Genomic DNA, 19,637 nt, shown 5'->3' with positions numbered 1-19,637 from the left:
CTCAGTGATTGAGTCAGGCCTTTTTTTTCTAAATAAGGAAAGCAAAATCATGGCAGATCAACATTACATTGATGGTATTGAAAACGTCGCAATTATCGCGGGCAATATTCGCATGGATTTCTACACCTTTGCGGTGGATCCAGAGACTAGCGGTAAAGAGCCTCCAAAGGAGCATAACTTGCGATTGGTGATGTCTCCCGATGCGTTTTTACGAAGCTGGCAAACCCACACTCAGCTACTCGAAGAATTGAAAAGTAGAGGTTTGATTACTGAGAAGCCGGCCGAAGGTACAAGCAGCGACCAAGAGAAAACCACATTAGCGCCAAGTTTTAGCTAATTGCATCATCACTGAAAATAGTAGGAATAGATATGAACACAGCATTGGAGGCGTACGTTCTTATCGCTAGGTATTATCAGGTTTATCACTCTGTCGATACTTTAAAGCGGGATCATGAAATCAAGGAAGATGACATGAGTTCGCTTGATTTAACACTGCTGATTAATCAAACGGGGCTTAATGCCAAATGCGAAAAACTGCGTTGGCGACAACTATCGAAGTTGGGTGCTGCGTTCCCAGTGATTCTTAAATTGAAGCACGGTGACTTTGTCATCGCTGCGGGCGTGCAGTCTACGTCTGAAGGCAAACTAGAAGTTCTGATTCAAGATCCTAAGGCGGAATCAACAGAATTGTTGTCGGTTGATGAAGCTACCTTTCGTCGCTGTTGGAAAGGAGATGTGATTTTTGTTAGACCTCTCGGTGTGGATGTTGGCATCGAACAACCCTTCGGTTTTGGCTGGCTGTTCCACGAAGCACTTAAGCAGCCAAGCTTACTTTACACTATAGGAGCAGTGTCTCTTTTTCTGCATATCATCGCCTTTGTCGTGCCGTTATTTTCCATGATTGTTTTCGACAAGGTTATTGGCTATTCCGGCTACGCCACTTTACACGTGCTGTTCATCGCTGCTATTGCCGCTCTTGCAATCAGTGGTGTATTGGCGTTCATCCGCAACCTGATCGTATTACACTCAGTGGCACGATTGGATATCGAAATAGCACACTTGACTTGTCGTAGGCTGTTTCGGCTACCGCTGGCTTTTTTCCACAAGGTGGCATCCGGCAAACTCGCCAAGCAAGTTCAAGAAGCCAGTGGCATTCGTGAGTTTATCACTGGCAACCTATTGTTTACTCTGATTGAACTCACGTCAGTGGTGGTGTTACTTCCTGTGATGTGGTTTTTCAGTCCTACGCTCACTTGGATTGTGGTTGGGTTTTGCTGCGTCATTATGATGGCATTATTCGCAATTCTTCGGCCTTATCGACGCCAGCTAGAGGCGCTTTATCTCTCGGAAGCAGAGCGACAATCCATAGTGGTTGAAAATGTGAAAGGCATGGAAACCATAAAAAGTATGGCGATAGAAAAACGTCAGCAACAAGAGTGGCTGGATGTCACAGCTGATGTAGTGTCTCGTCAGCACACCGTTGGCCGTTGGAGTGGTTACATCAATGAGATCAGTGGCTTTTTGCAGAAAGTGATGTCATTGGTGATCATTTGGCTTGGTGCTCAGTTGGTATTAGCTGGGGAGCTGACGATTGGTACTTTAATTGCCTTTAATATCATGGCGAGCCGTATTGCAGGGCCTTTAGTGCAACTCATTGGACTGACGAGCAAGTTTCAACAGATATCCATTAGTGTTGATATGCTAGGTCGAGTGCTTAATAGTCCTCCAGAGCGGGTGAGAGAAGGAGGAGTGACGTCGCCAATCAAAGGGGAAATCGCCATCAGTCAGTTGGGATTTCATTACGCACCTGATTTACCTGCCGCAATTAATCAGCTCAGCGTACATATTCATCAAGGCCAGAAAATAGGCATTGTAGGCCCTAGTGGTTCAGGAAAGAGCACCTTAACTCGCTTGCTACTCGGATTTTATCGACCGAATCAAGGCTCGATTCGTATTGATAACAATGAACTACGCGAATACGAACCGGGGTATCTTCGCTCCCAAATCGGCATTGTATTGCAAGACAGCTTCCTGTTTCGAGGCACGATAAAAGACAATATCGCTAAAGCCAACCCGAGCAAATCATTGGAAGAGATCATCAATGTTGCCAGGCTCACTGGCGCCGATAGCTTTATCGATAAACTCCCTATGGGTTACGACACGGTGTTGGAAGAAAATGGCAGCAATTTGTCGGGAGGTCAGCGGCAGCGACTCAACTTTGCGCGTGCGTTACTAAATAGCCCTCCAATATTGTTAATGGATGAAGCAACGAGTGCACTTGATGCCGACAGTGAGCAGCACATACTTAACAACCTTCATGCGCTTGCTCGTGGGCGAACGCTAATTAACATTTCTCATCGTTTATCTTCCATGGTTTACATGGACAAAATCCTTGTTCTCAAAGATGGTGAGCTAGTAGATTTTGCACCTCATCAGGAGCTGTTAGCACGATGCGATTTGTATCAGCAGTTGTGGCATAAACAGCATGCGTCCATTGAGCATAAGTCTGCACAACCTAGCTTCGAACAGCCTGAGGAGAACGTGGCCTCATGAATATTAAGCACAAGGATGAGCTGTTAAACCATGCTCCCTTATGGCAACAAATTCGTCATTCTTACCCTAATCGGCTGGTTTCGCTTTCTGTTTGGGTGATTCTAGGTGCTTTATTTCTACTGATTATTTGGGCCAGTGTATCTAAGGTAAACACCTTTGTTGTTGCTCGTGGCCACGTTAAACCTATGGCACAAAATATAGTCATTCAAAGTCAAGCCGAGGGTGTTTTAGAGCAGTTTGTCGCTCAAGTTGGCGACCAAGTAACAAAAGGTGATCTTATTGCTGTTATCGATGGTCGAGCGATCGATTCGGATATTCACGTGACTCGATATCAAATGACGCGCCTTAAAGAACGCATTCGTCGCTTGGAGGCAGAGCTTGCCGAGACGCCTTACTTAATAGAAAACCCGCCTCGCTCAGCGCAGAAATTAGAAATGACTCTGTTTGACGCGAGAAAAGGGGCATACGGTGCCACAATTGCGGCCAAAAAAGAGACCTTGCTGTCGCTGGATGAACGAATCCAAAGCTTGCATCAAGAGCAATCGGTGGTTATCGAACAAATCAGTTTGCAAACGTCGCTAGTTAAAGAGAGGCGACGTTTATATGAGCAGGAAAAGGACAAGTACAGACGCACGGGACCAAAGCGCGAGGCATTCCTAGATTCTCAAAAGCAACTCCTGGAACTACAAAGAAAAAAGACGTCACTTCTCAGTGGCATTACCTCTCTGACTACTGAAGCAAAAACGACGCTTAGTGATCTTAAACGCTACATCAGTCAGCACAAAGTGGACGTTTCCGATCAACTGGTTAGTGCAACGCGAGAGTACATTGCGTTGAAGCAGCAATTAGTGTCGGCGCAAAGTCAGCAGAGACTTTCAAAAATCCATGCTCCCATTGACGGTATCATCCTCAAAGTCGCAGATAAGACTTCGGGAACCTATGTGGCAACAAATGAATTCCTATATGAGATTGTGCCTATTAACACGCGAATGGAAATCGTAGTTGATTTGAATCCAGCCGATATTAACCAAGTTACATTGGGGGATGAGGTGACTGTTAAGCTGGATTCGTTACCTTTTACCAAATACGGCACCATGCAAGGCAAGCTGCGCCAAGTAAGTGAGGATGTGTTAACTGATGATGTTTATGGGAAAGAAGGGTTAGCGTATCGAGGTTGGATTGATATCACTAGTGTTGAAGGTATTCGTAATAAACCAGAGGAGTTTCGATTACAGCCTGGTCTGTCGCTTGAGGCTAATATCCAAACCGACAGAAGAACATTGATCTCGTACATTTTGTTCCCGATTGCGAGAGCGCTCGATGAGAGCTTTAGGGAGCCATAAATGAATAGATTATTGGTGGTAATGGTTGTGTTGCTTGCCGGGTGCTCAGTAACGCCAGACAAAGTATCTGATGAACAAATAGAGTTGCGAGTACTGCAGCAACTTAACTGGATTCAAAACACGCAGATAGAAATTAACAAGCCTCTCACACTGTCGGATGCGGTGATTTTGGCGCTGAAAAATAATCTGGAGATTGAGCAAGCGAGATACAAGAATTTAATCGGTCAATCAGCGTTAAATAACGCCATGTTTGGCTTTTTACCCAAGCTAGATTCGAACTCCAATCGCTATGTGCGCAACAACGATGGTGGCGCAGTAGACGTACTTCCTCCTGCCCGAGACAAAAATTCGTCATCCACTACTATTTCTTGGTCCTCGTTAGATCTTGGTCAAGCGTATTTACGCGCGCAGCAAGCTGGTAATGACCTGTTAATGGAACAGCAGCAACAAAGAAGGGTGATGAGCCGCATTGTTAGAGAAGTACTAAGTGCCTACCTAGTAGTTTCTGCCATGGAACAAGAAGTGTCGATCTCTCGCCAAACGCTGCAGACATTAGGTGAGATGTTAGACCAAGCAAAAGCGCTGGAGCAGACAGAGCTGGTTGACCCCTTAGTCCTATTGCAATATCAAGAGCAAATATTAAGCCTTAGGGTACAACTGCAAGATGTAGAGCAGGAATTTCTGAGCGCCAAGCAAGACCTCATGGTACTGATAAGTGCACCAAGCCTAGATATTCCTCTTGAGCACAAAGGTGTCAACACGTTGGGGCTGAACATTGAGGATATTGCCCTTCCGGAGCTTGAACGATTCGCGCTTTATCATCGTTCTGACCTGATGGAGTCGATGTATCAAGTTCGCAACGCCGGTCTTGAGATCAAAAGAGCTTGGCTTGAGGCACTGCCAAATTTCTCAGTGGGTTATTCCAGTTACTACGACTCTGATCCTAACTTGCGTAATAATGAGTGGTTTCAGGTAGATTTAAATTTAGCGATTAAGGTGATCGAGTTGCTGACATTGCCTGCAAAACTGGACGAGTTGGAGCAGAAACAAGCATTAGAGAAGTTAACGTCGCTAGCCAATGCGGTAGCGATCATCGGGCAAGTTCGTGCGGCGAATATTGATTACCAATCAGATAGGCTGCGATTGCAGATTCAATCTCAACGCGAAAGAACGTTACAGGAAATAGTGCAGCTTCGTTCAGATCGTTTGAGTTATGAGTTAATGGATGAACTAGAAGTGTACAAAGCCAAGGTACAGCTGATCATCGCAAGAGTGAAAAAGGCACAAGCACATAGTCAATATCAAAGCTCGACTCTCAAAATGTTGGAGCAAGTTGGTGTCGACCTATTTCCCACCACATCCAATGTGGCAAGCAATGAACAGTTCAAACAAACCGTCGAGGCATGGCTCGATGACCTGCCAGTTCGAGTCTCAGCTATGCTCTCACAACGTACTCCACCTCTTACTTAAACACCAAACAATAGGATGTAACTTCAGAGGCGAAATGTTTTTTTGAATTTGTGGCTAGTTGAGTCACGGCCCTTTTTACTATTGAATAGAGCTGAGATAATTTTAAATCATTCGAATCTGAGATAAATATTTATCAGTAAGCTAAATAATCACATTCCATATATTATCTTTATTTTCAATGTATGCCGAATGACAATCGCGTTCCTATATGAGGGATGTGTATGAAAAATAAATTATTAATAACAATGTTAGGCAGTGCGGTTAGTTTGGTTGGTTGTAATTACAGCGATGATGGGTACTTTGATACCCATAACAATCAAGGTGGTCAACACTCTAATTCTCATACGGGGCGAGCGATAAATGAAAAGAGTTTCAGCACTCAATATGAAGTTAGCCCTACTCAACTTCAGCGAGTGGATATAACTCCACGAGATATCATACCAATTGCTACACCTGATACGTTCGCATTCTCCGAGATGAAAATAGAGCAAAAAGGCGTAGATGCCCTATTGACGAACAGCACTCCGCAGCCGGTAAACCGCTTCATAGCAAGGATAGGCGACGACCAGCGTCTTGTCACAATTGTTTTGGACCAAGAAATTCCTGCGTATAGCCAAGCGAGACTGACCTCCGGAACGACGACATTAGAACATATCAAGGTTGTGAACCAAATGCGACTATTTACACCTGAAGTAACCATGATCGGTGAAGATTGTTCTTTAAAGGGGCCTGGCCAGGCATGTTATGCCACGCCAACGAAAGAGCAAAGACAAGTTTATGAAACCATGCTAACGAATATGCATAATTCATTTAATCGTAAGAGCTTTTTAGACAACTTGAACAAATATTTCGCCACTCCAAAGGAGTGCCAGAAATATGATTGTAAGTCATGGACAGACAAAAAACTTAGCTATTCAGAAATGGCATTTTTAAAGTATGGCTCTAAAGGCCATCGCCTATCAATGCGTGTGATGACCGCTCACTATGCTGCCCACGGTATGGGCGGAGGAACGTCACCTGATATAACCAATGCCTTGTCAAATGGGAGGGGATGGGCATCAGCTTGGTGGGAGGTAGTGGATCCAAAGTTTGATTCTAATCGACCTTATACGAATGAAGCTTACAATGTTATATGGCATGAAGTCGCTCATGCTTATGGTTTCAGTCATGAGTCTGGAATGACCTATGGTGCCCAAGCTTCATGGGCATGGAGTGCCATTACGGGAGATAAGTATGGGAAAGACGAGTCTTATATGGAAACTCATGTTACAGAGCATGATAGAAAGAACGTAACCAAAATGAAGTTGCCTTCCGTTCTTATAGAGAAAAAGACGCTAGCAAATAACGAAGTGATGCTAACCTTTTATCGACCAGTAGGTGAAGATGAGGATGACACAATTGATGTGGACTTTTTATCAGCGTCTGAAGTAAGTTTTCAATCTTCGTATTCCAAAGGAACTAACTCAGTAGTGCTCAAGTTCTCCAAACTACCGGAGGCTCCTTTGTATGTTAGAGCGAAAGGTAAGAAAGATGATTATATGGGGACTATTCTTATACAGAAAGATGACCTTATACCTTCTAAGACATACCTAATTGGAGATACAAACTATAAGGTTCTGGCCGATGAACTTTTGAATTATAAAGCCAATGCTTGGGACATTCGAAATACATGTAAGAGTTATGGTGGAATTCTCGCAGAGAAGGCTGAGTATCAAAAGCTATGGGACTTCCTAGAAGCTCATCAGCTAATTGCAGAACTTCCCAAAAACGTATTCTTATCTCGAGACGAGCCTCATGGGTATCGAGTTTGGCAATTGACTTTCGGTGATAACGCTATGGACGCCGTAGAGGTTCCTATGGGAGATCAATTAGGACAGAGTCGAGGTATCGTTTGTTTGTCCAAACGATTCAATTAGGCTCAGGAACACACTCAAGCTTTTCTTAAACACCAACCACTACTTGGTAATCACTTCCACAATTTACCAGACTCAGGGTACGTAAGGTTCGTACCCTGAAAACCCATTCTGTCCCCAATACTTGTTATTCGATTTTGCGTTAAGGACTAAAGCCTGAATGGTTTCCACACGACAGCCTAGCTGTTGTGCTAATTCAAAGACACTGCCCCGAATCACCTCAGAAGTAGAAGTGTTAATTAAGCAATGTTCTTGCTGGTAATGGTTTGATTGTAAATCCATACATGCTCTCCTCTACGTTTGTGGCCCTGGGGGTAAGATCTGACGTTACGGGTCTAGATGCTAGTAACTGCACTTGTACAAATAACATACTATTAAATTATAATAAATGGAATGAAATATTCCAATAAATGTAATTTTTATTCATTTTGAAGGTGGTGATTAGACGTAGACCAGAGCCGTGTAACCTTTCCTCTGATACGTCCGGGGGTGAGGTCGTGCTAGCGCTTTTCCTTACTGGTGCTTCGCTGCGAACTGTACCTAGACAAATGTGGTTGGGAATCCGCGAGCAAATCAGCCCAACTATTTTGGCGGTAGCGTCAATGTTTGTCCTGATGTCGGTATTGTTGTTGGTCACACTGGAGTATTTAGACGACGAAATATGATAGTACGCGGTATTGAGGAGTAATTAGGGTAAAGAGTGCATCAGCTATCTTCGAAGGTAGTGTGAAAGCAAACCATTAACTCAAGCCCCCTTTCTTGTGGGCGCATTTTTCTTGGTCAGAATCAATAATACCTCTAGCTGGTGTTTTTAATAGTATTTCTTGATTTTAATTCCATTAGTTGACCTATTATAATGTTAATAATGACAATACTAGTGCTAGGATATTTAATTTAAAGGATTAACCATGTGTTAATAAAGGTTTATTTGTTCTGGAATTTTATTTGGGTGCTTTGTGTATGTAATAAACGTTATTCCAAGAGTGTTGTTCTAATTGTATTTTGTATTTGTAATTATGAGTTTAGTTATGAGTATGCCTAGCCTATATCACCTTTTTACATCTCATTAGTGTAGTGTTGAAACGGCTACCCATAACGGTTCAAATAAACTAACTATGGATGCAGGAATATGAAAGGAAAATTAAAACCTCTTGCACTATCTGGCTTGGTAGCTATGTTATTCTCGCCAAATGTTATTGCAGTGGAATGTGAAAGTGCTGTTGGGGAAAAGTCTTACTCTGGAGAAGGACAATTATACTCACCTGTTCAGATTAAAGATGTTGATAATATTCGTCGCAACGCTTTTTTCAAAATACAACAAACTGAAGACAGTTATTTGGTATTGAACCCTAATAACTCTTTCTTTCCTCGGGGAGAAGGTTTTAAGGCGTCTAATGATGATGGTACCGGAAGTACGTATCCTGATTCAGATATGCGCCAAAATAAAAACTTCCTAGAAATTTCACAATGGAGAAAAGTCGCAGAGCCGATTAGTTGGCCGTTAATGGTAGAGCAAGATGGCGATCTGGAGCTCTTTATTGAATTAAAAGCGTCAGCGGAGCATCTTAATGAAGATGGAGACGGCTCGACAGTCCGTGTTTTATTGGTCGATCAAGAATCCAATCAAAGTGTAGAGTCGACTTGTCATGTAACAGATAACTCTGATTCCGATGGCGATGCTCAGTGGAAGTTATCGATACCTAATGTACAAAAGGGTTATTACTATTTATCACTGATTGCTGACAATATACCCAGGACCGATGTGGGCACCCTTAAGCGGTTAACCATATCAGGTCAAGCCGCATCTCAATCTAGTGTGGTACGAGCGCGATGGCGACCTGCCGCTGTTCATGCGAGTTTTTCTTCCAGTTACCTTCCTTCAGGCGTCGATGCTGTTCTGACCGTAATGGAAATACAACAATTAACGGAGGGTGGCAGTTCATATTCACCAGTGACTACGCCGTTCGGTTATTACGGCTCTACATTTACCAAGCAGCGACTACCATCTGGATTTAATTTCAGTTTATGGGCGTTTGGTGAGAATGATGAGATCCCAGAGTTCATCCAAATGCCGCATTTATTATCTGTTGGAGACAAAGACGCAACGTATAGCTGGTTTGGGCATGAAGGAACCGGTGTTAAGTTTAGGGATTTTGACCCCTACGAGAACAATGATAACCCGGTACAAATAATCGGCTACTCCACAATATGGGGCGATAAAGATATTGAAGTTGGAGAAGATGGTTATTATCACCATTACTCAACATATTTCTATGATCATGTTTCTAAGGAATTTCGATTATTCGGTACCGCGCATGACGTACCAAATGCGAGCCCTAGAAATAACTACAGCGCCTTTGTTGAAGTCCCCGGTCCTGCCGATGTAGAACGTACTGGCAATCTGTTGAGAACTGTTGCGCATAAAGGTTGGATCCTGGGGAGTGATGAGGTCTGGTATCCAGTGGATACGATGACAACTTCTGGTAAAGGTTCGTTAGAGAACCCACTCAATAAGAACTGGACGGTAGATGAAAACAACGGTCAGTTTTTAATGCATATGGGTGATCTATTTCACTATGCTTCACATGAAGATTCACTGCATCTCTCCAATGTAGAATGGGAACCCGATTACCTTGAAGGCAAAACCTTAGACAACTTTGTTGAATTACCTTTAGAGGTTGAAATTATCTCTGATGTTGTTGAAGTCATTGATGGGGTAGCCGATATTGAATTCTCACTAAATCAGCTTCTAGATGAGACAGAAGTGACCTTGTATTGGGAAACTGAGAACAGACTTACTTATTTAGAAACTATGAGTGGGAGCAATAATACAGGTGACTATCACTTTGAGGCCTGGGATCCGGAACGCTCGATAAGTTTGACGTCCGCAGAACTCAATCAGGGCGTCAATATTATTTCGATAGAGGGGTTAGACCAAGACACTAAGTTCTACTTTAGAATATATGGTCGAAATATCAATGGGCAGACCTTCAGCAAAACTACAGGAAAAATCAACTTTCCAATAGTACCAGATGGGTACAACCAGGAGCTCGTTTTCAGCCGAGTGCTAAGAAATTTTCAAGATGCGTCAGACTATTGTGCAGATCTAGGTGGTGAACTGCCTAGCAAAGACAAAGTGGCTCACTGGCGAGGTATGTATTCTACGTCTGAACACGAACGACACGATTTTCAATATTGGAACTGGACGTCAACTCCGTTGGCGGATGGAAGAGTACCGTATCGAAGTTTATATACGTCATCAGGTGGTGCAGTTCATCAAGATGCTTTATATGGAACGTTATGCCATGTTCCAAATGGAGAGCTAAATTACAACTTACCAAACGGTTATGAAGGTGAAGTTGCGTTTAGTACCAAGAGTCTTACCTTTCCCGAAGCAGAGGCATTTTGTTCTGCCCTAGAAGGAGAGCTACCGACGAGTGCTCAAATTACAGAGTGGCGTAATATGTACTCAACAGATGAGCACCTTCAGCAGGGCTTTGAATACTGGAATTGGACATCGACACCAACAGAAGATGGGAAAGTACCTTATCGGAGCTTGTATACTTCTTCAGGTGGACGTGATTCGATCACTAACTATTACGGTGCTATTTGTAAGGTTGATCGATATAAAATCCGAGGTGCTACACTTGCGGACGGATATGATGATGGGCTCGTCTATGATACAGCAATGACGAAGCGCACTTTCATTGAAGCAACAGAGTATTGTGAATCACTAGGTGGAGCGCTACCGACAACCTCTCAGTTTTCTACGTGGCGAAATATGTATACAAAAGAAGAGCATGAACGTTATGGCTTTCATACTTGGAATTGGACATCGACACCGAAAGAGGATGGAACTGTGCCATATAGAAGCTTGTATACAGGCTCAGGCGGGGCTGCCTCGCCAACCTCAAAATACGGGACCATCTGTCATGTTAACTAGTTTACAACGTTGAGTGCTTCTGTTTGACCTGTAATTTAGGAACATTCGATTACACCAACTTGTTTGGAGAATAGGTTATCGGAGTTGCTCTTTTTCTATAGACTCTTGTCACTATTACTCTTTAAAAATGATAAAGCCCGAGTTGATTGATGACTCGGGCTTTCTGTAGCATCGGTTTTATCTAATACCCCATCAACTGCAACAGATTCTCAGCGGTGCTGATTGCTTCCTTACGATTTGCGATATTGAGCTTCTGATACAAATTACGGATATGTGTTTTAATTGTTGTACCTGCGACGTCCAGCTCTTGAGCAATCTGCTCGTTACTGAACCCGGAATATATCAAACCAAGAACCTGCCATTCTCTTTGTGTTAGAGGGCTAGTGCGTACTAACTCAGGGATATTCGGGTGGTTGATTAACTTTTCCACAAACTCTTCGTTAAAGTGGACGGAACGGCTACGCTGCGTGGTATTGATGTCTTTCATCAATAGTTGTGCGCGATGACGCTCCAAATCCCCTAATTCAGACTTAGAGACCAGTTTCTCAAGCAGATGGCCGATGGTTGCACCGTCGACTAAGAAATTACCAATCATGCCAGTTTGGTTCGTTAAGACTAACGCTTCTTTTAGCAGAGCTTTGGCGGTCTCTTCATCCTGGTTTTGCACATTGAGTACCGCTTCCACAATCAGGTTGCGGTTGCGATCGGTCACTAACTGGTGGGCTTCTGCCTTGTCATTGAGATAGTTTAGAGTTTGCTGAGCATGCTCGAACTGGCCTAGGTTGATTTGGGCACGAGCGATGTTTCGCCACTGAAGCTGCTCGAAGTGGTTACAAGCGTTGTCTGGTCGAATCGCAGTTTCTAGCCATTGTTCGATGGAGTCCACGTCACCGCGTGCTTGCCAGTAGAGGAGCAGCGATAATGAGGCGTTTGCGGTCCAATCAACATGGTAAGTTGACTGTTTCATCAGATGTTGGATCTGCTCAATGAACTTAGCGGCTTTATCGAGCTCCCCGCGACCAATTGCGATGCGTGCAATCATCGAGTAGCTATGAAGGTGCTTGCTCGGTGAATGGTTGCCAAGTACATCAAGTCCTTTATAAGCACACTCTTCAGCTTCATCCAATCGGTTCCAGCACCATAATACTTGCGCACGAACACGCAGCAAGAACTCATGCAATGGGACTTGATGTAGCTGCTGTTCTTCGATGAGTTTCAGTGCGCTATCCTGAATTTCGAACGCGGCTTGTACGTAGCCTTGTGCAATCAGAATTTCACTCTGCTGAAGCTGGGCCCAAAGTGCTTGGTGATAGACATGGTACTGACGCGCGAGCTTTTCAGTCTGCTGCATCATCGACAAAGCACGGCTAAGCTGACCGATGACGTGATTCACTTCACCCACCACCGAAGTTGCCACGATACGGCTGCGATAAACAGAATGGTCGAGTTCACTCAATGCTTGCTCGGCAAGTTCAAGCGCTTTTTCTGGTGAGTTTTGGTTAATGGCAACTTGAGCTAGCAGCGCGTGGAATTCACCTTCTTGCTTCTTCGAGCGCTCAACGTTGCGCGTTTCCATTTCTTTGTCGGCTTTAGCAATCAGCTCGCCAACATCGTTGTAGCGGTGCTGACTTTGCGCCAACCACGCCTGCAACATACACAGCTTTGGCTGGCTATATAATTGGTCTTGGGTCAGGACCGCAATGGCTCCTTCCAGAGTCGCAAGCTCACCTTGGTTGAACATTTTCCAGCCAAACTCGCTTAAGATTTTTGCAACCAACTCACTGTTATTGGCCAGTTGAGCATGACGCAGTGCTTGGTGCGGCACTTTTTGCTCTAGCCAAGCTTCGGCTGCTGCCAAATGAAGTTCGTGTTCCTGCTGAGGAATACGCGCTTTGCGCTCATGGGATAAGAACTCGGCAAACAGATTGTGGAATCTAAACCAGTTATTTTCTCCCTCAAGCGGATAGATAAATAGGCCAAATCGGTTAAGAGATTCAATCATGCTTAGCGCATCGTCGCGCTTGGTTAGGGCGATAACCAGACTGTCATTGAAGTGATCGAGTACTGAACACTGCATCAAGAACTTGCGGGTATCTTTGTCTAACAGGTCAAACACTTCCTCAACCAAATAGTCCCAAAGGTGTGCATGGTTGAATTGAGAAATAGTCTCGACCGATTGGGCAAGAGTACGTTTTTGGTGCTGTGCTTGTAGTGCAAATAACTGCAATGCAGATGGCCAGCCTTCAACGTAAGTGCGCAATGAATCGGCGGTCTCATTATCGATATCGCTAGCGAGTCGTTGGCTAAAGAAACGCGTGGTCTCTTCGGTATCAAAAGCGAGTAGCTCGTTGCCAATCTCGATCATTAAGTCACGCACACGGAGGTTTGCTGTGCCTAAAGGAGGGTTGCCTCGACTGGTAACCACGAGAGTAACATTATCTGGCATGTGCTTAAGGAAAAAGCGCATCGCTTCGTGAATCTCTTCGTCAGTGATTAAGTGGTAGTCATCAAGGACGATATAGCACTCGTTATGATAGCTCGTCAGTTCTGCAAACACTTCACTAAACAGGGAGTGGAGTGAAGAGAATTGACGACGCTCTGCCAAGGTTTGTGCATTTGGACACGTGTTATTCGTGGCTTTGTTGATGGCCTGCAATAGGTAGTTGACGAAGCGGAATGGGTCGTTGTCACTTTCATCGATGCTGTACCAGCCAACGTTTGGTTTATCTGATAGCCATTGAGCTGCCATCGTTGTTTTGCCGTAACCGGCGGGCGAGCGAAAAAGTACAAGCTTATAAAATGGAGCCTGTGCTAGCAGGTCCAATACTCGTGGACGCACAATAGCGTTATGTAAGCGTCCAGGTCGAGTTAGTTTTGAAGGAATCCACATAGATATTTCCTACCAATTTATTATGTTCTACTCCGTCGGGGAGTAGGGAGCGAGTCACCAGAGCTTTTTATTGCACGTTCGATGGTATGAGAGAGTGAGCTCTACATTTATTGATCGAGGGCTATATTTTGATTTTTAAGCTTTTTTCACAGCTACTACGCCTTATAAGTGTGATTGATATCACTTTTATTGCTTAGTATGGAGTGTGAATGGTCTGTCATGTATACAAAAAAACCTTGTGATTTGCGGCTTTTTTCGAGGCTAATTGTGATCTGAACAGCAGAATTTGTATTTAGTCCGATAATGGATAGCAAATGTTTCTTAATTAACGCTTAGAGTGAAATGTGAGCTTGGCGTGATCGTTATCACCAGAAAAAACAGAATGGTTAACCGGAATGGGAGATCGATCACTAAGTGGAGGGGAGTACGCCCTCTACGCCCTCCTCACTCATCCTCCATGGAGTCGGAACTAGGAGGATGTTTATGGAAACGTCACCATGCACGATATGGGACAGATGGATAAAAACTTAAAGTGAGATTTCTTAATGAAACCTACTCAGCAAAAACAATTTGATAAAGCTTCTTTCCAAGAAAGTGTTAAAAAGCACCTGTCTGCTACTTACGCAACGACTGTCGAGGCTGCTTCTGAGCGCCAATGGTATCTAGCAATGGGTCGAGCGTTAGCGGAATTAACTACGTTTGACCTTCTTGCTACTGAAGCGGACGAGCGCATCAAAAAAGCAAAAAGTGTTAACTACCTATCTCTTGAGTTCTTGATTGGTCGTTTGACGGGTAACAACCTGATCAGCATGGGCTTGTATGAGCAGATCACTGAAGCAATGGCTGAGCTAGGTCATAATCTTACCGATCTTCTTGAAGAAGAGCGCGACCCATCACTTGGTAACGGTGGTCTTGGTCGTCTAGCGGCATGTTTCATGGATTCATGCGCCGCTCAAGAATACCCAACGGTAGGCTACGGTCTGCACTATGAATACGGCCTATTTAAGCAGTCATTCAAAGATGGCCGTCAACAAGAAGCACCAGACGCATGGCGCGGTGTAGAAGGTTATCCATGGGAAGTGGCGCGTCCAGAACTTGCGCAAGAAATTGGCTTTTACGGTCACGTTGAAGTTGTCAACGAGAACGGTAAAGAAGTTCGTAAATGGGTTCCTGGCATGACAGTAAAAGCGATGCCTTGGGATCTACCTATCGTAGGTTACGAGTCAGAAACAGTGTACCCATTACGTCTTTGGGAATGCCAAGCTATTGCACCATTCTCATTGGCAAGCTTCAACAATGGTGATTACTTCGAAGCACAGCACGCGCTAATTGACGCGGGTAACATCACTAAGGTTCTATACCCGAACGACAACCATGAAAAAGGTAAGACTCTGCGTCTAATGCAGCAGTACTTCCACTCAGCAGCGTCAGTGCGCGATATCCTGCGTCGTCATGAAGCAGCGGGTTACACGCTAGCATCTCTACCTAAGCAAGAAACTATTCAGCTAAATGATACGCACCCAACGATCGCAATTCCTGAACTAATGCGCATCCTTCTTGATGAAAAAGGCATGAGTTGGGATGACGCGTGGGCGATTTCTTCTAAGACATTTGCATACACTAACCACACACTACTTCCAGAAGCACTAGAGACATGGCCTGAGTCCTTAATCCAGCGTCTACTTCCGCGTCACATGGAAATCATCTTTGAAATCAACCACCGCTTCCTGCAAGAAGTACGTGCAATGTGGCCTGGTGATGGTGAGAAGCAAGCGAAACTGTCTATCATCCAAGAAGGCTTCCATCGCATGGTTCGTATGGCGAACCTATGTGTTATTGGTTCATACGCGGTTAACGGTGTAGCTGCACTTCACTCTCAATTGGTTAAGAAGGACCTATTCCCAGAGTTCGATGCAATGTACCCAACGCGTCTGCATAACGTGACTAACGGTATTACGCCTCGTCGTTGGTTGAAGTTCTGTAACCCTGGTCTATCTGCTCTGATTACTGACAAGATCGGTGATGAGTGGCCTGCGAAACTAGAACAGCTTGAAGGCATCGCTAAGTTTGCTGATGACGCTAAATTCCAGAAGGAATATATGGCTGTTAAGAAGCAAAACAAACAGCGCCTTGCGGATTGGGTTTCTGAGAACATGGGTATCGAGCTAGATACTAACGCTATCTTTGATGTTCAAATTAAACGTTTACACGAGTACAAGCGTCAGCACCTTGACCTTCTACACGTACTAGCGCTTTACCACCGCCTACTGAAAGATCCTTCTTTCGACATGGTTCCACGCGTTGTGTTCTTCGCAGCGAAAGCAGCGCCAGGTTACCACCTAGCGAAAGAAATCATCTTTGCAATCAACAAGATTGCTGAGAAAGTGAATAATGACCCACGTATTGGCGGTAAGCTGAAAGTGGTATTCATCCCTGATTACCGAGTAAGCATGGCTGAGATCATCATCCCAGCAGCAGATGTGTCTCAACAAATCTCTATGGCAGGTAAAGAGGCATCGGGTACAGGTAACATGAAGATGGCTCTAAATGGTGCTCTAACTATCGGTACGATGGATGGTGCGAATGTTGAGATTCGTGAAGAAGTAGGCGACGAAAATATCTACATCTTCGGCCTAGATGTTGACGGTGTTAAAGAAGTGAAGGCGGCGGGCTATAACCCTTACGACTACTACAACGCGGATCCTCTACTAAAAGCATCTCTAGACCTACTTCTAGGTGATGAGTTTACTCCAGGTCAACCAGGTCTACTGCGTGCTACCTACGATAGCCTACTAGATGGCGGTGACCCTTACCTATGTCTTGCTGATTTTGCTTCTTACGTTGAAGCACACGAAGCGATGGACGCGCAATACCGTGACCAAGCAGGCTGGGCTAAGAAAGCGATTCTGAACACTGCTCTAGTTGGTAAGTTCAGCTCTGACCGAAGCATCAGAGACTACGTGAATAACATTTGGAAACTAGAAGCAGTTTCTCGTTAACCACGATGACCAAGGTGCTCAGAGAGTGCCTTGGTCGCTTTAATTGCTTCATCTCTGTTTTAGCGCCATCCCTGCGCGGGCAGGGATCTTCTAACAGCGATAATGAATACTTTGAGTAGATTTCTGCCTGCGTAAATGCGCGATGAGCAGGAATGACGAAAATAGACTGTCGAGCGGCATAATAAGCTCGAATCAAGAATTACACTAACCCTACCGTTTTGAAGGTTAAAGAAGTCCTTCGGAGAGAGCGATGACAGAACAAACAGCATTAAAACAAGTTGCTGAAATGGCAAAAATAGCCGACAGCTACGTAAGTGCGTGGGGCAGTCCAGCGAAAGTAGAAGACGAAACAATTCTTCGTCTGCTAGCGTCTTTAGGCTATGACACCACAAATGATGAAACTTTGCTTAAATCTGCTGAGAAAAAGCATAAAAAAGAAGTGATTGAACCAGTTCTTGTTGTTAAAGACGAGGATGCGGTTGAAGTCGAACTTCATTTAGGTGTTAGCGCTCGCGAAAGCGATTTCAGCTGGCGTTTAGAGACCGAGCAGGGAGAAGTACTTGAAGGCTATCTTCAATCTCAAATCGTTCGTGATGAGCGTGCTGAGGGTGGCCCTTTAGTATTTTCGTTACCTAGTGACCTACCATGGGGTTACCATAAGCTTTACCTAGAGCGTAAGCGTCGCAAAGCCCCTTATGAAATGACACTGATTCGTACGCCACGTGCCTGTTTCAAACAGAGTGCCATTGACCATGGCAAGAAACTATGGGGTCCGAGTGTCCAGCTTTATACGTTACGCACTCAGCACAACTGGGGTATTGGTGACTTCGGTGATCTAAAACAGTTGGTGGCAGACATTGCTGCGCGTGGTGGTGACTTTGTTGGTTTAAACCCAATTCATTCACTATTCCCAGCCAACCCAGAAGGAGCAAGCCCTTACAGTCCTTCTTCTCGTCGTTGGTTGAACATACTCTATATCGATGTGAGCTCTGTCGCTGAATTCGCTTTGAGCGCTGATGCTCAGCAAATGGTCGGCAGCTCTGACTTCCAAGCTCGCCTTCAGAAGGCGCGTGATTCCCACTGGGTTAATTACACTGAAGTCGCGGATCTGAAAATGAGCGTGTTACCTCTTCTTTTTGAAGAGTTTAAATCTCGTCATTTGGATAAGCAGTCTGAGCGCGCAAGATTGTTCTTAGATTTTGTGGAAGAGGGTGGCGAAAGCCTTCTGCATCAGGCGGCATTTGACGCGATCCATGCCGAATTGCACGCAGAAGATTCAAGTGTTTGGGGGTGGCCTGTTTTCCCTGAGAAATATCGCCGTTTTGAAAATAGCGCTACTCAGAAATTTATCGCTGATAACCGCGATAAAGTTCAGCTTTACATGTACTTACAGTGGATCGCTGATGTTCAAATCAACGAAGCACAAGCACTTGCCGAAGAAAAAGGCATGGCTGTAGGTCTATATCGTGACTTGGCGGTTGGCGTTGCAGATTCTGGCTCTGAAACTTGGGCAGACAATGGCAACCTTGTGATGGATGCAAGCATTGGTGCTCCACCTGATATTCTAGGTCCGTTAGGTCAAAACTGGGGTCTACCTCCACTGAACCCACAAGTATTGCAAGCGACGTCCTATGATGCCTACATCAAGTTACTGCGCGCTAACATGAAACATTGCGGTTCACTACGTATTGACCACGTACTAGGCCTGTTGCGACTATGGTGGATTCCAAAAGGTGAAAATGCCACTAAAGGTGCTTATATCTACTATCCAGTGGAAGACATGCTAGCCATCTTAGCGCTTGAATCACATCGTCATCAATGTAGTGTGATTGGTGAAGACTTGGGTACGGTGCCAGATGAAATCGTTGAAATCCTTCGTGAAGCAGGCGTCCACTCGTACAAGGTGTTCTTCTTCGAAACAGCAGAAGATGGTGGTTTCATCTCACCAGCGCACTACGCCGATCAGTCAATGTCAGCACTATGTACGCACGACATGCCGACATTACGTGGTTTCTGGCATTGTGACGACCTAAAAATGGGTAGCGAGATTGGTCTTTACCCTGATAAAGAGCAACTTGAAGGCTTGTTTGATGATCGACTGGAATGTAAACAAGGCATTCTTGATAGCGTAGCATGGCACGGTTATCTACCAGAAGGTGTTGGTCGTGATGCTAGCCTAGTGCCGATGGACGCTTATTTAAGTGAAGCACTTCAGCTGCATGTTGCTGCGGGCGCATCAACGCTATTGAGTGTCCAGCTTGAAGATTGGTTAGAAATGGATAAGCCAGTTAACATCCCTGGAACGGTGAATGAGTATCCGAACTGGCGTCGCAAACTGTCGATGAACCTTGAGGAAATCTTTACTCAAGAAGGGGTGAATCGTATCGCGAAACGTCTAACGGAAGTGCGCGCTAACGCAAGCAAATAATCCGCCTCAAAATCGCTAATCAAGCACGGCTTCTTCAGAGATTTGTTCTGTCATCTCTGGGAGTCGTGCTTTTCTTTTTATCGCTTGTCACTATTGGG

At 44.7% G+C, this 19,637-nt stretch carries 10 protein-coding genes and 1 pseudogene; 9 read left to right on the top strand and 2 right to left on the bottom strand.

What is annotated here, in order from left to right:
* Positions 1 to 49: 49 nt before the first annotated feature.
* The 5 genes from VME0621_RS05170 to VME0621_RS05150 all read left to right on the top strand — a co-directional run bounded on the left by VME0621_RS05170 (position 50) and on the right by VME0621_RS05150 (position 7,282).
* A complete protein-coding gene (locus VME0621_RS05170) occupies positions 50 to 337 on the top strand; it encodes a hypothetical protein (protein ID WP_031493268.1) in 288 nt (95 codons plus the stop codon).
* 32 nt (positions 338 to 369) lie between these two features.
* Positions 370 to 2,553 (top strand): peptidase domain-containing ABC transporter, encoded by a 2,184-nt coding sequence (locus tag VME0621_RS05165; protein ID WP_082795465.1) that lies wholly within the window; start codon positions 370 to 372, stop codon positions 2,551 to 2,553.
* Positions 2,550 to 3,896, top strand: coding sequence for an HlyD family type I secretion periplasmic adaptor subunit (locus VME0621_RS05160; protein ID WP_062456312.1), 1,347 nt, complete (start codon positions 2,550 to 2,552; stop codon positions 3,894 to 3,896). Before VME0621_RS05165 ends, VME0621_RS05160 begins: the two co-directional genes overlap by 4 nt.
* Positions 3,897 to 5,366, top strand: coding sequence for a TolC family protein (locus tag VME0621_RS05155; protein ID WP_062456310.1), 1,470 nt, complete (start codon positions 3,897 to 3,899; stop codon positions 5,364 to 5,366).
* A 221-nt stretch (positions 5,367 to 5,587) separates the two neighbouring features.
* Entirely contained in the window at positions 5,588 to 7,282 is a 1,695-nt protein-coding gene (locus tag VME0621_RS05150; protein WP_062456307.1) for a hypothetical protein, read from the top strand.
* 72 nt (positions 7,283 to 7,354) lie between these two features.
* Here VME0621_RS05150 and VME0621_RS05145 read toward each other — a convergent pair whose 3' ends face one another.
* Positions 7,355 to 7,561, bottom strand: coding sequence for a hypothetical protein (locus VME0621_RS05145; RefSeq protein ID WP_038227536.1), 207 nt, complete (start codon positions 7,559 to 7,561; stop codon positions 7,355 to 7,357).
* A 197-nt stretch (positions 7,562 to 7,758) separates the two neighbouring features.
* On the opposite strand from VME0621_RS05145, the pseudogene VME0621_RS26080 reads away from it, so the two are divergent.
* Both VME0621_RS26080 and VME0621_RS05140 read left to right on the top strand, forming a co-directional pair.
* Positions 7,759 to 7,967, top strand: a pseudogene (locus tag VME0621_RS26080) (ABC transporter permease); the annotation flags it as partial.
* A gap of 441 nt (positions 7,968 to 8,408) precedes the next feature.
* Complete coding sequence (locus VME0621_RS05140) at positions 8,409 to 11,222, top strand: DUF3472 domain-containing protein (protein ID WP_062456306.1); 2,814 nt, start codon at positions 8,409 to 8,411, stop codon at positions 11,220 to 11,222.
* A gap of 181 nt (positions 11,223 to 11,403) precedes the next feature.
* Here VME0621_RS05140 and malT read toward each other — a convergent pair whose 3' ends face one another.
* On the bottom strand, positions 11,404 to 14,112 hold the full coding sequence (gene malT / locus VME0621_RS05135; RefSeq protein WP_006069831.1) for an HTH-type transcriptional regulator MalT: 2,709 nt from the start codon (positions 14,110 to 14,112) through the stop codon (positions 11,404 to 11,406).
* Positions 14,113 to 14,657: 545 nt separating this feature from the next.
* Between malT and VME0621_RS05130 the strand changes: the two genes are divergently transcribed.
* Together VME0621_RS05130 and malQ are read left to right on the top strand one after the other, a co-directional pair.
* Positions 14,658 to 17,111, top strand: a complete 2,454-nt coding sequence (locus VME0621_RS05130; RefSeq protein ID WP_038227534.1) for a glycogen/starch/alpha-glucan phosphorylase — start codon at positions 14,658 to 14,660, stop codon at positions 17,109 to 17,111.
* Positions 17,112 to 17,361: 250 nt separating this feature from the next.
* Positions 17,362 to 19,539, top strand: coding sequence for a 4-alpha-glucanotransferase (gene malQ, locus VME0621_RS05125; protein WP_006069833.1), 2,178 nt, complete (start codon positions 17,362 to 17,364; stop codon positions 19,537 to 19,539).
* Positions 19,540 to 19,637 lie beyond the last annotated feature (98 nt).

It is taken from the genome of Vibrio mediterranei (assembly GCF_900088415.1).
Classification (GTDB): domain Bacteria; phylum Pseudomonadota; class Gammaproteobacteria; order Enterobacterales; family Vibrionaceae; genus Vibrio; species Vibrio mediterranei.
This window is presented reverse-complemented; position numbering and strand designations above follow the sequence as displayed.

Excerpts from the sequence above, each read along its gene's own strand:
- VME0621_RS05170 (WP_031493268.1), top strand. The coding sequence starts at position 50 with ATGGCAGATCAACATTACATTGATGGTATTGAAAACGTCGCAATTATC.
- VME0621_RS05165 (WP_082795465.1), top strand. The coding sequence starts at position 370 with ATGAACACAGCATTGGAGGCGTACGTTCTTATCGCTAGGTATTATCAG.
- VME0621_RS05160 (WP_062456312.1), top strand. The coding sequence starts at position 2,550 with ATGAATATTAAGCACAAGGATGAGCTGTTAAACCATGCTCCCTTATGG.
- VME0621_RS05155 (WP_062456310.1), top strand. The coding sequence starts at position 3,897 with ATGAATAGATTATTGGTGGTAATGGTTGTGTTGCTTGCCGGGTGCTCA.
- VME0621_RS05150 (WP_062456307.1), top strand. The coding sequence starts at position 5,588 with ATGAAAAATAAATTATTAATAACAATGTTAGGCAGTGCGGTTAGTTTG.
- VME0621_RS05145 (WP_038227536.1), bottom strand. The coding sequence starts at position 7,561 with ATGGATTTACAATCAAACCATTACCAGCAAGAACATTGCTTAATTAAC.
- VME0621_RS05140 (WP_062456306.1), top strand. The coding sequence starts at position 8,409 with ATGAAAGGAAAATTAAAACCTCTTGCACTATCTGGCTTGGTAGCTATG.
- malT (WP_006069831.1), bottom strand. The coding sequence starts at position 14,112 with ATGTGGATTCCTTCAAAACTAACTCGACCTGGACGCTTACATAACGCT.
- VME0621_RS05130 (WP_038227534.1), top strand. The coding sequence starts at position 14,658 with ATGAAACCTACTCAGCAAAAACAATTTGATAAAGCTTCTTTCCAAGAA.
- malQ (WP_006069833.1), top strand. The coding sequence starts at position 17,362 with ATGACAGAACAAACAGCATTAAAACAAGTTGCTGAAATGGCAAAAATA.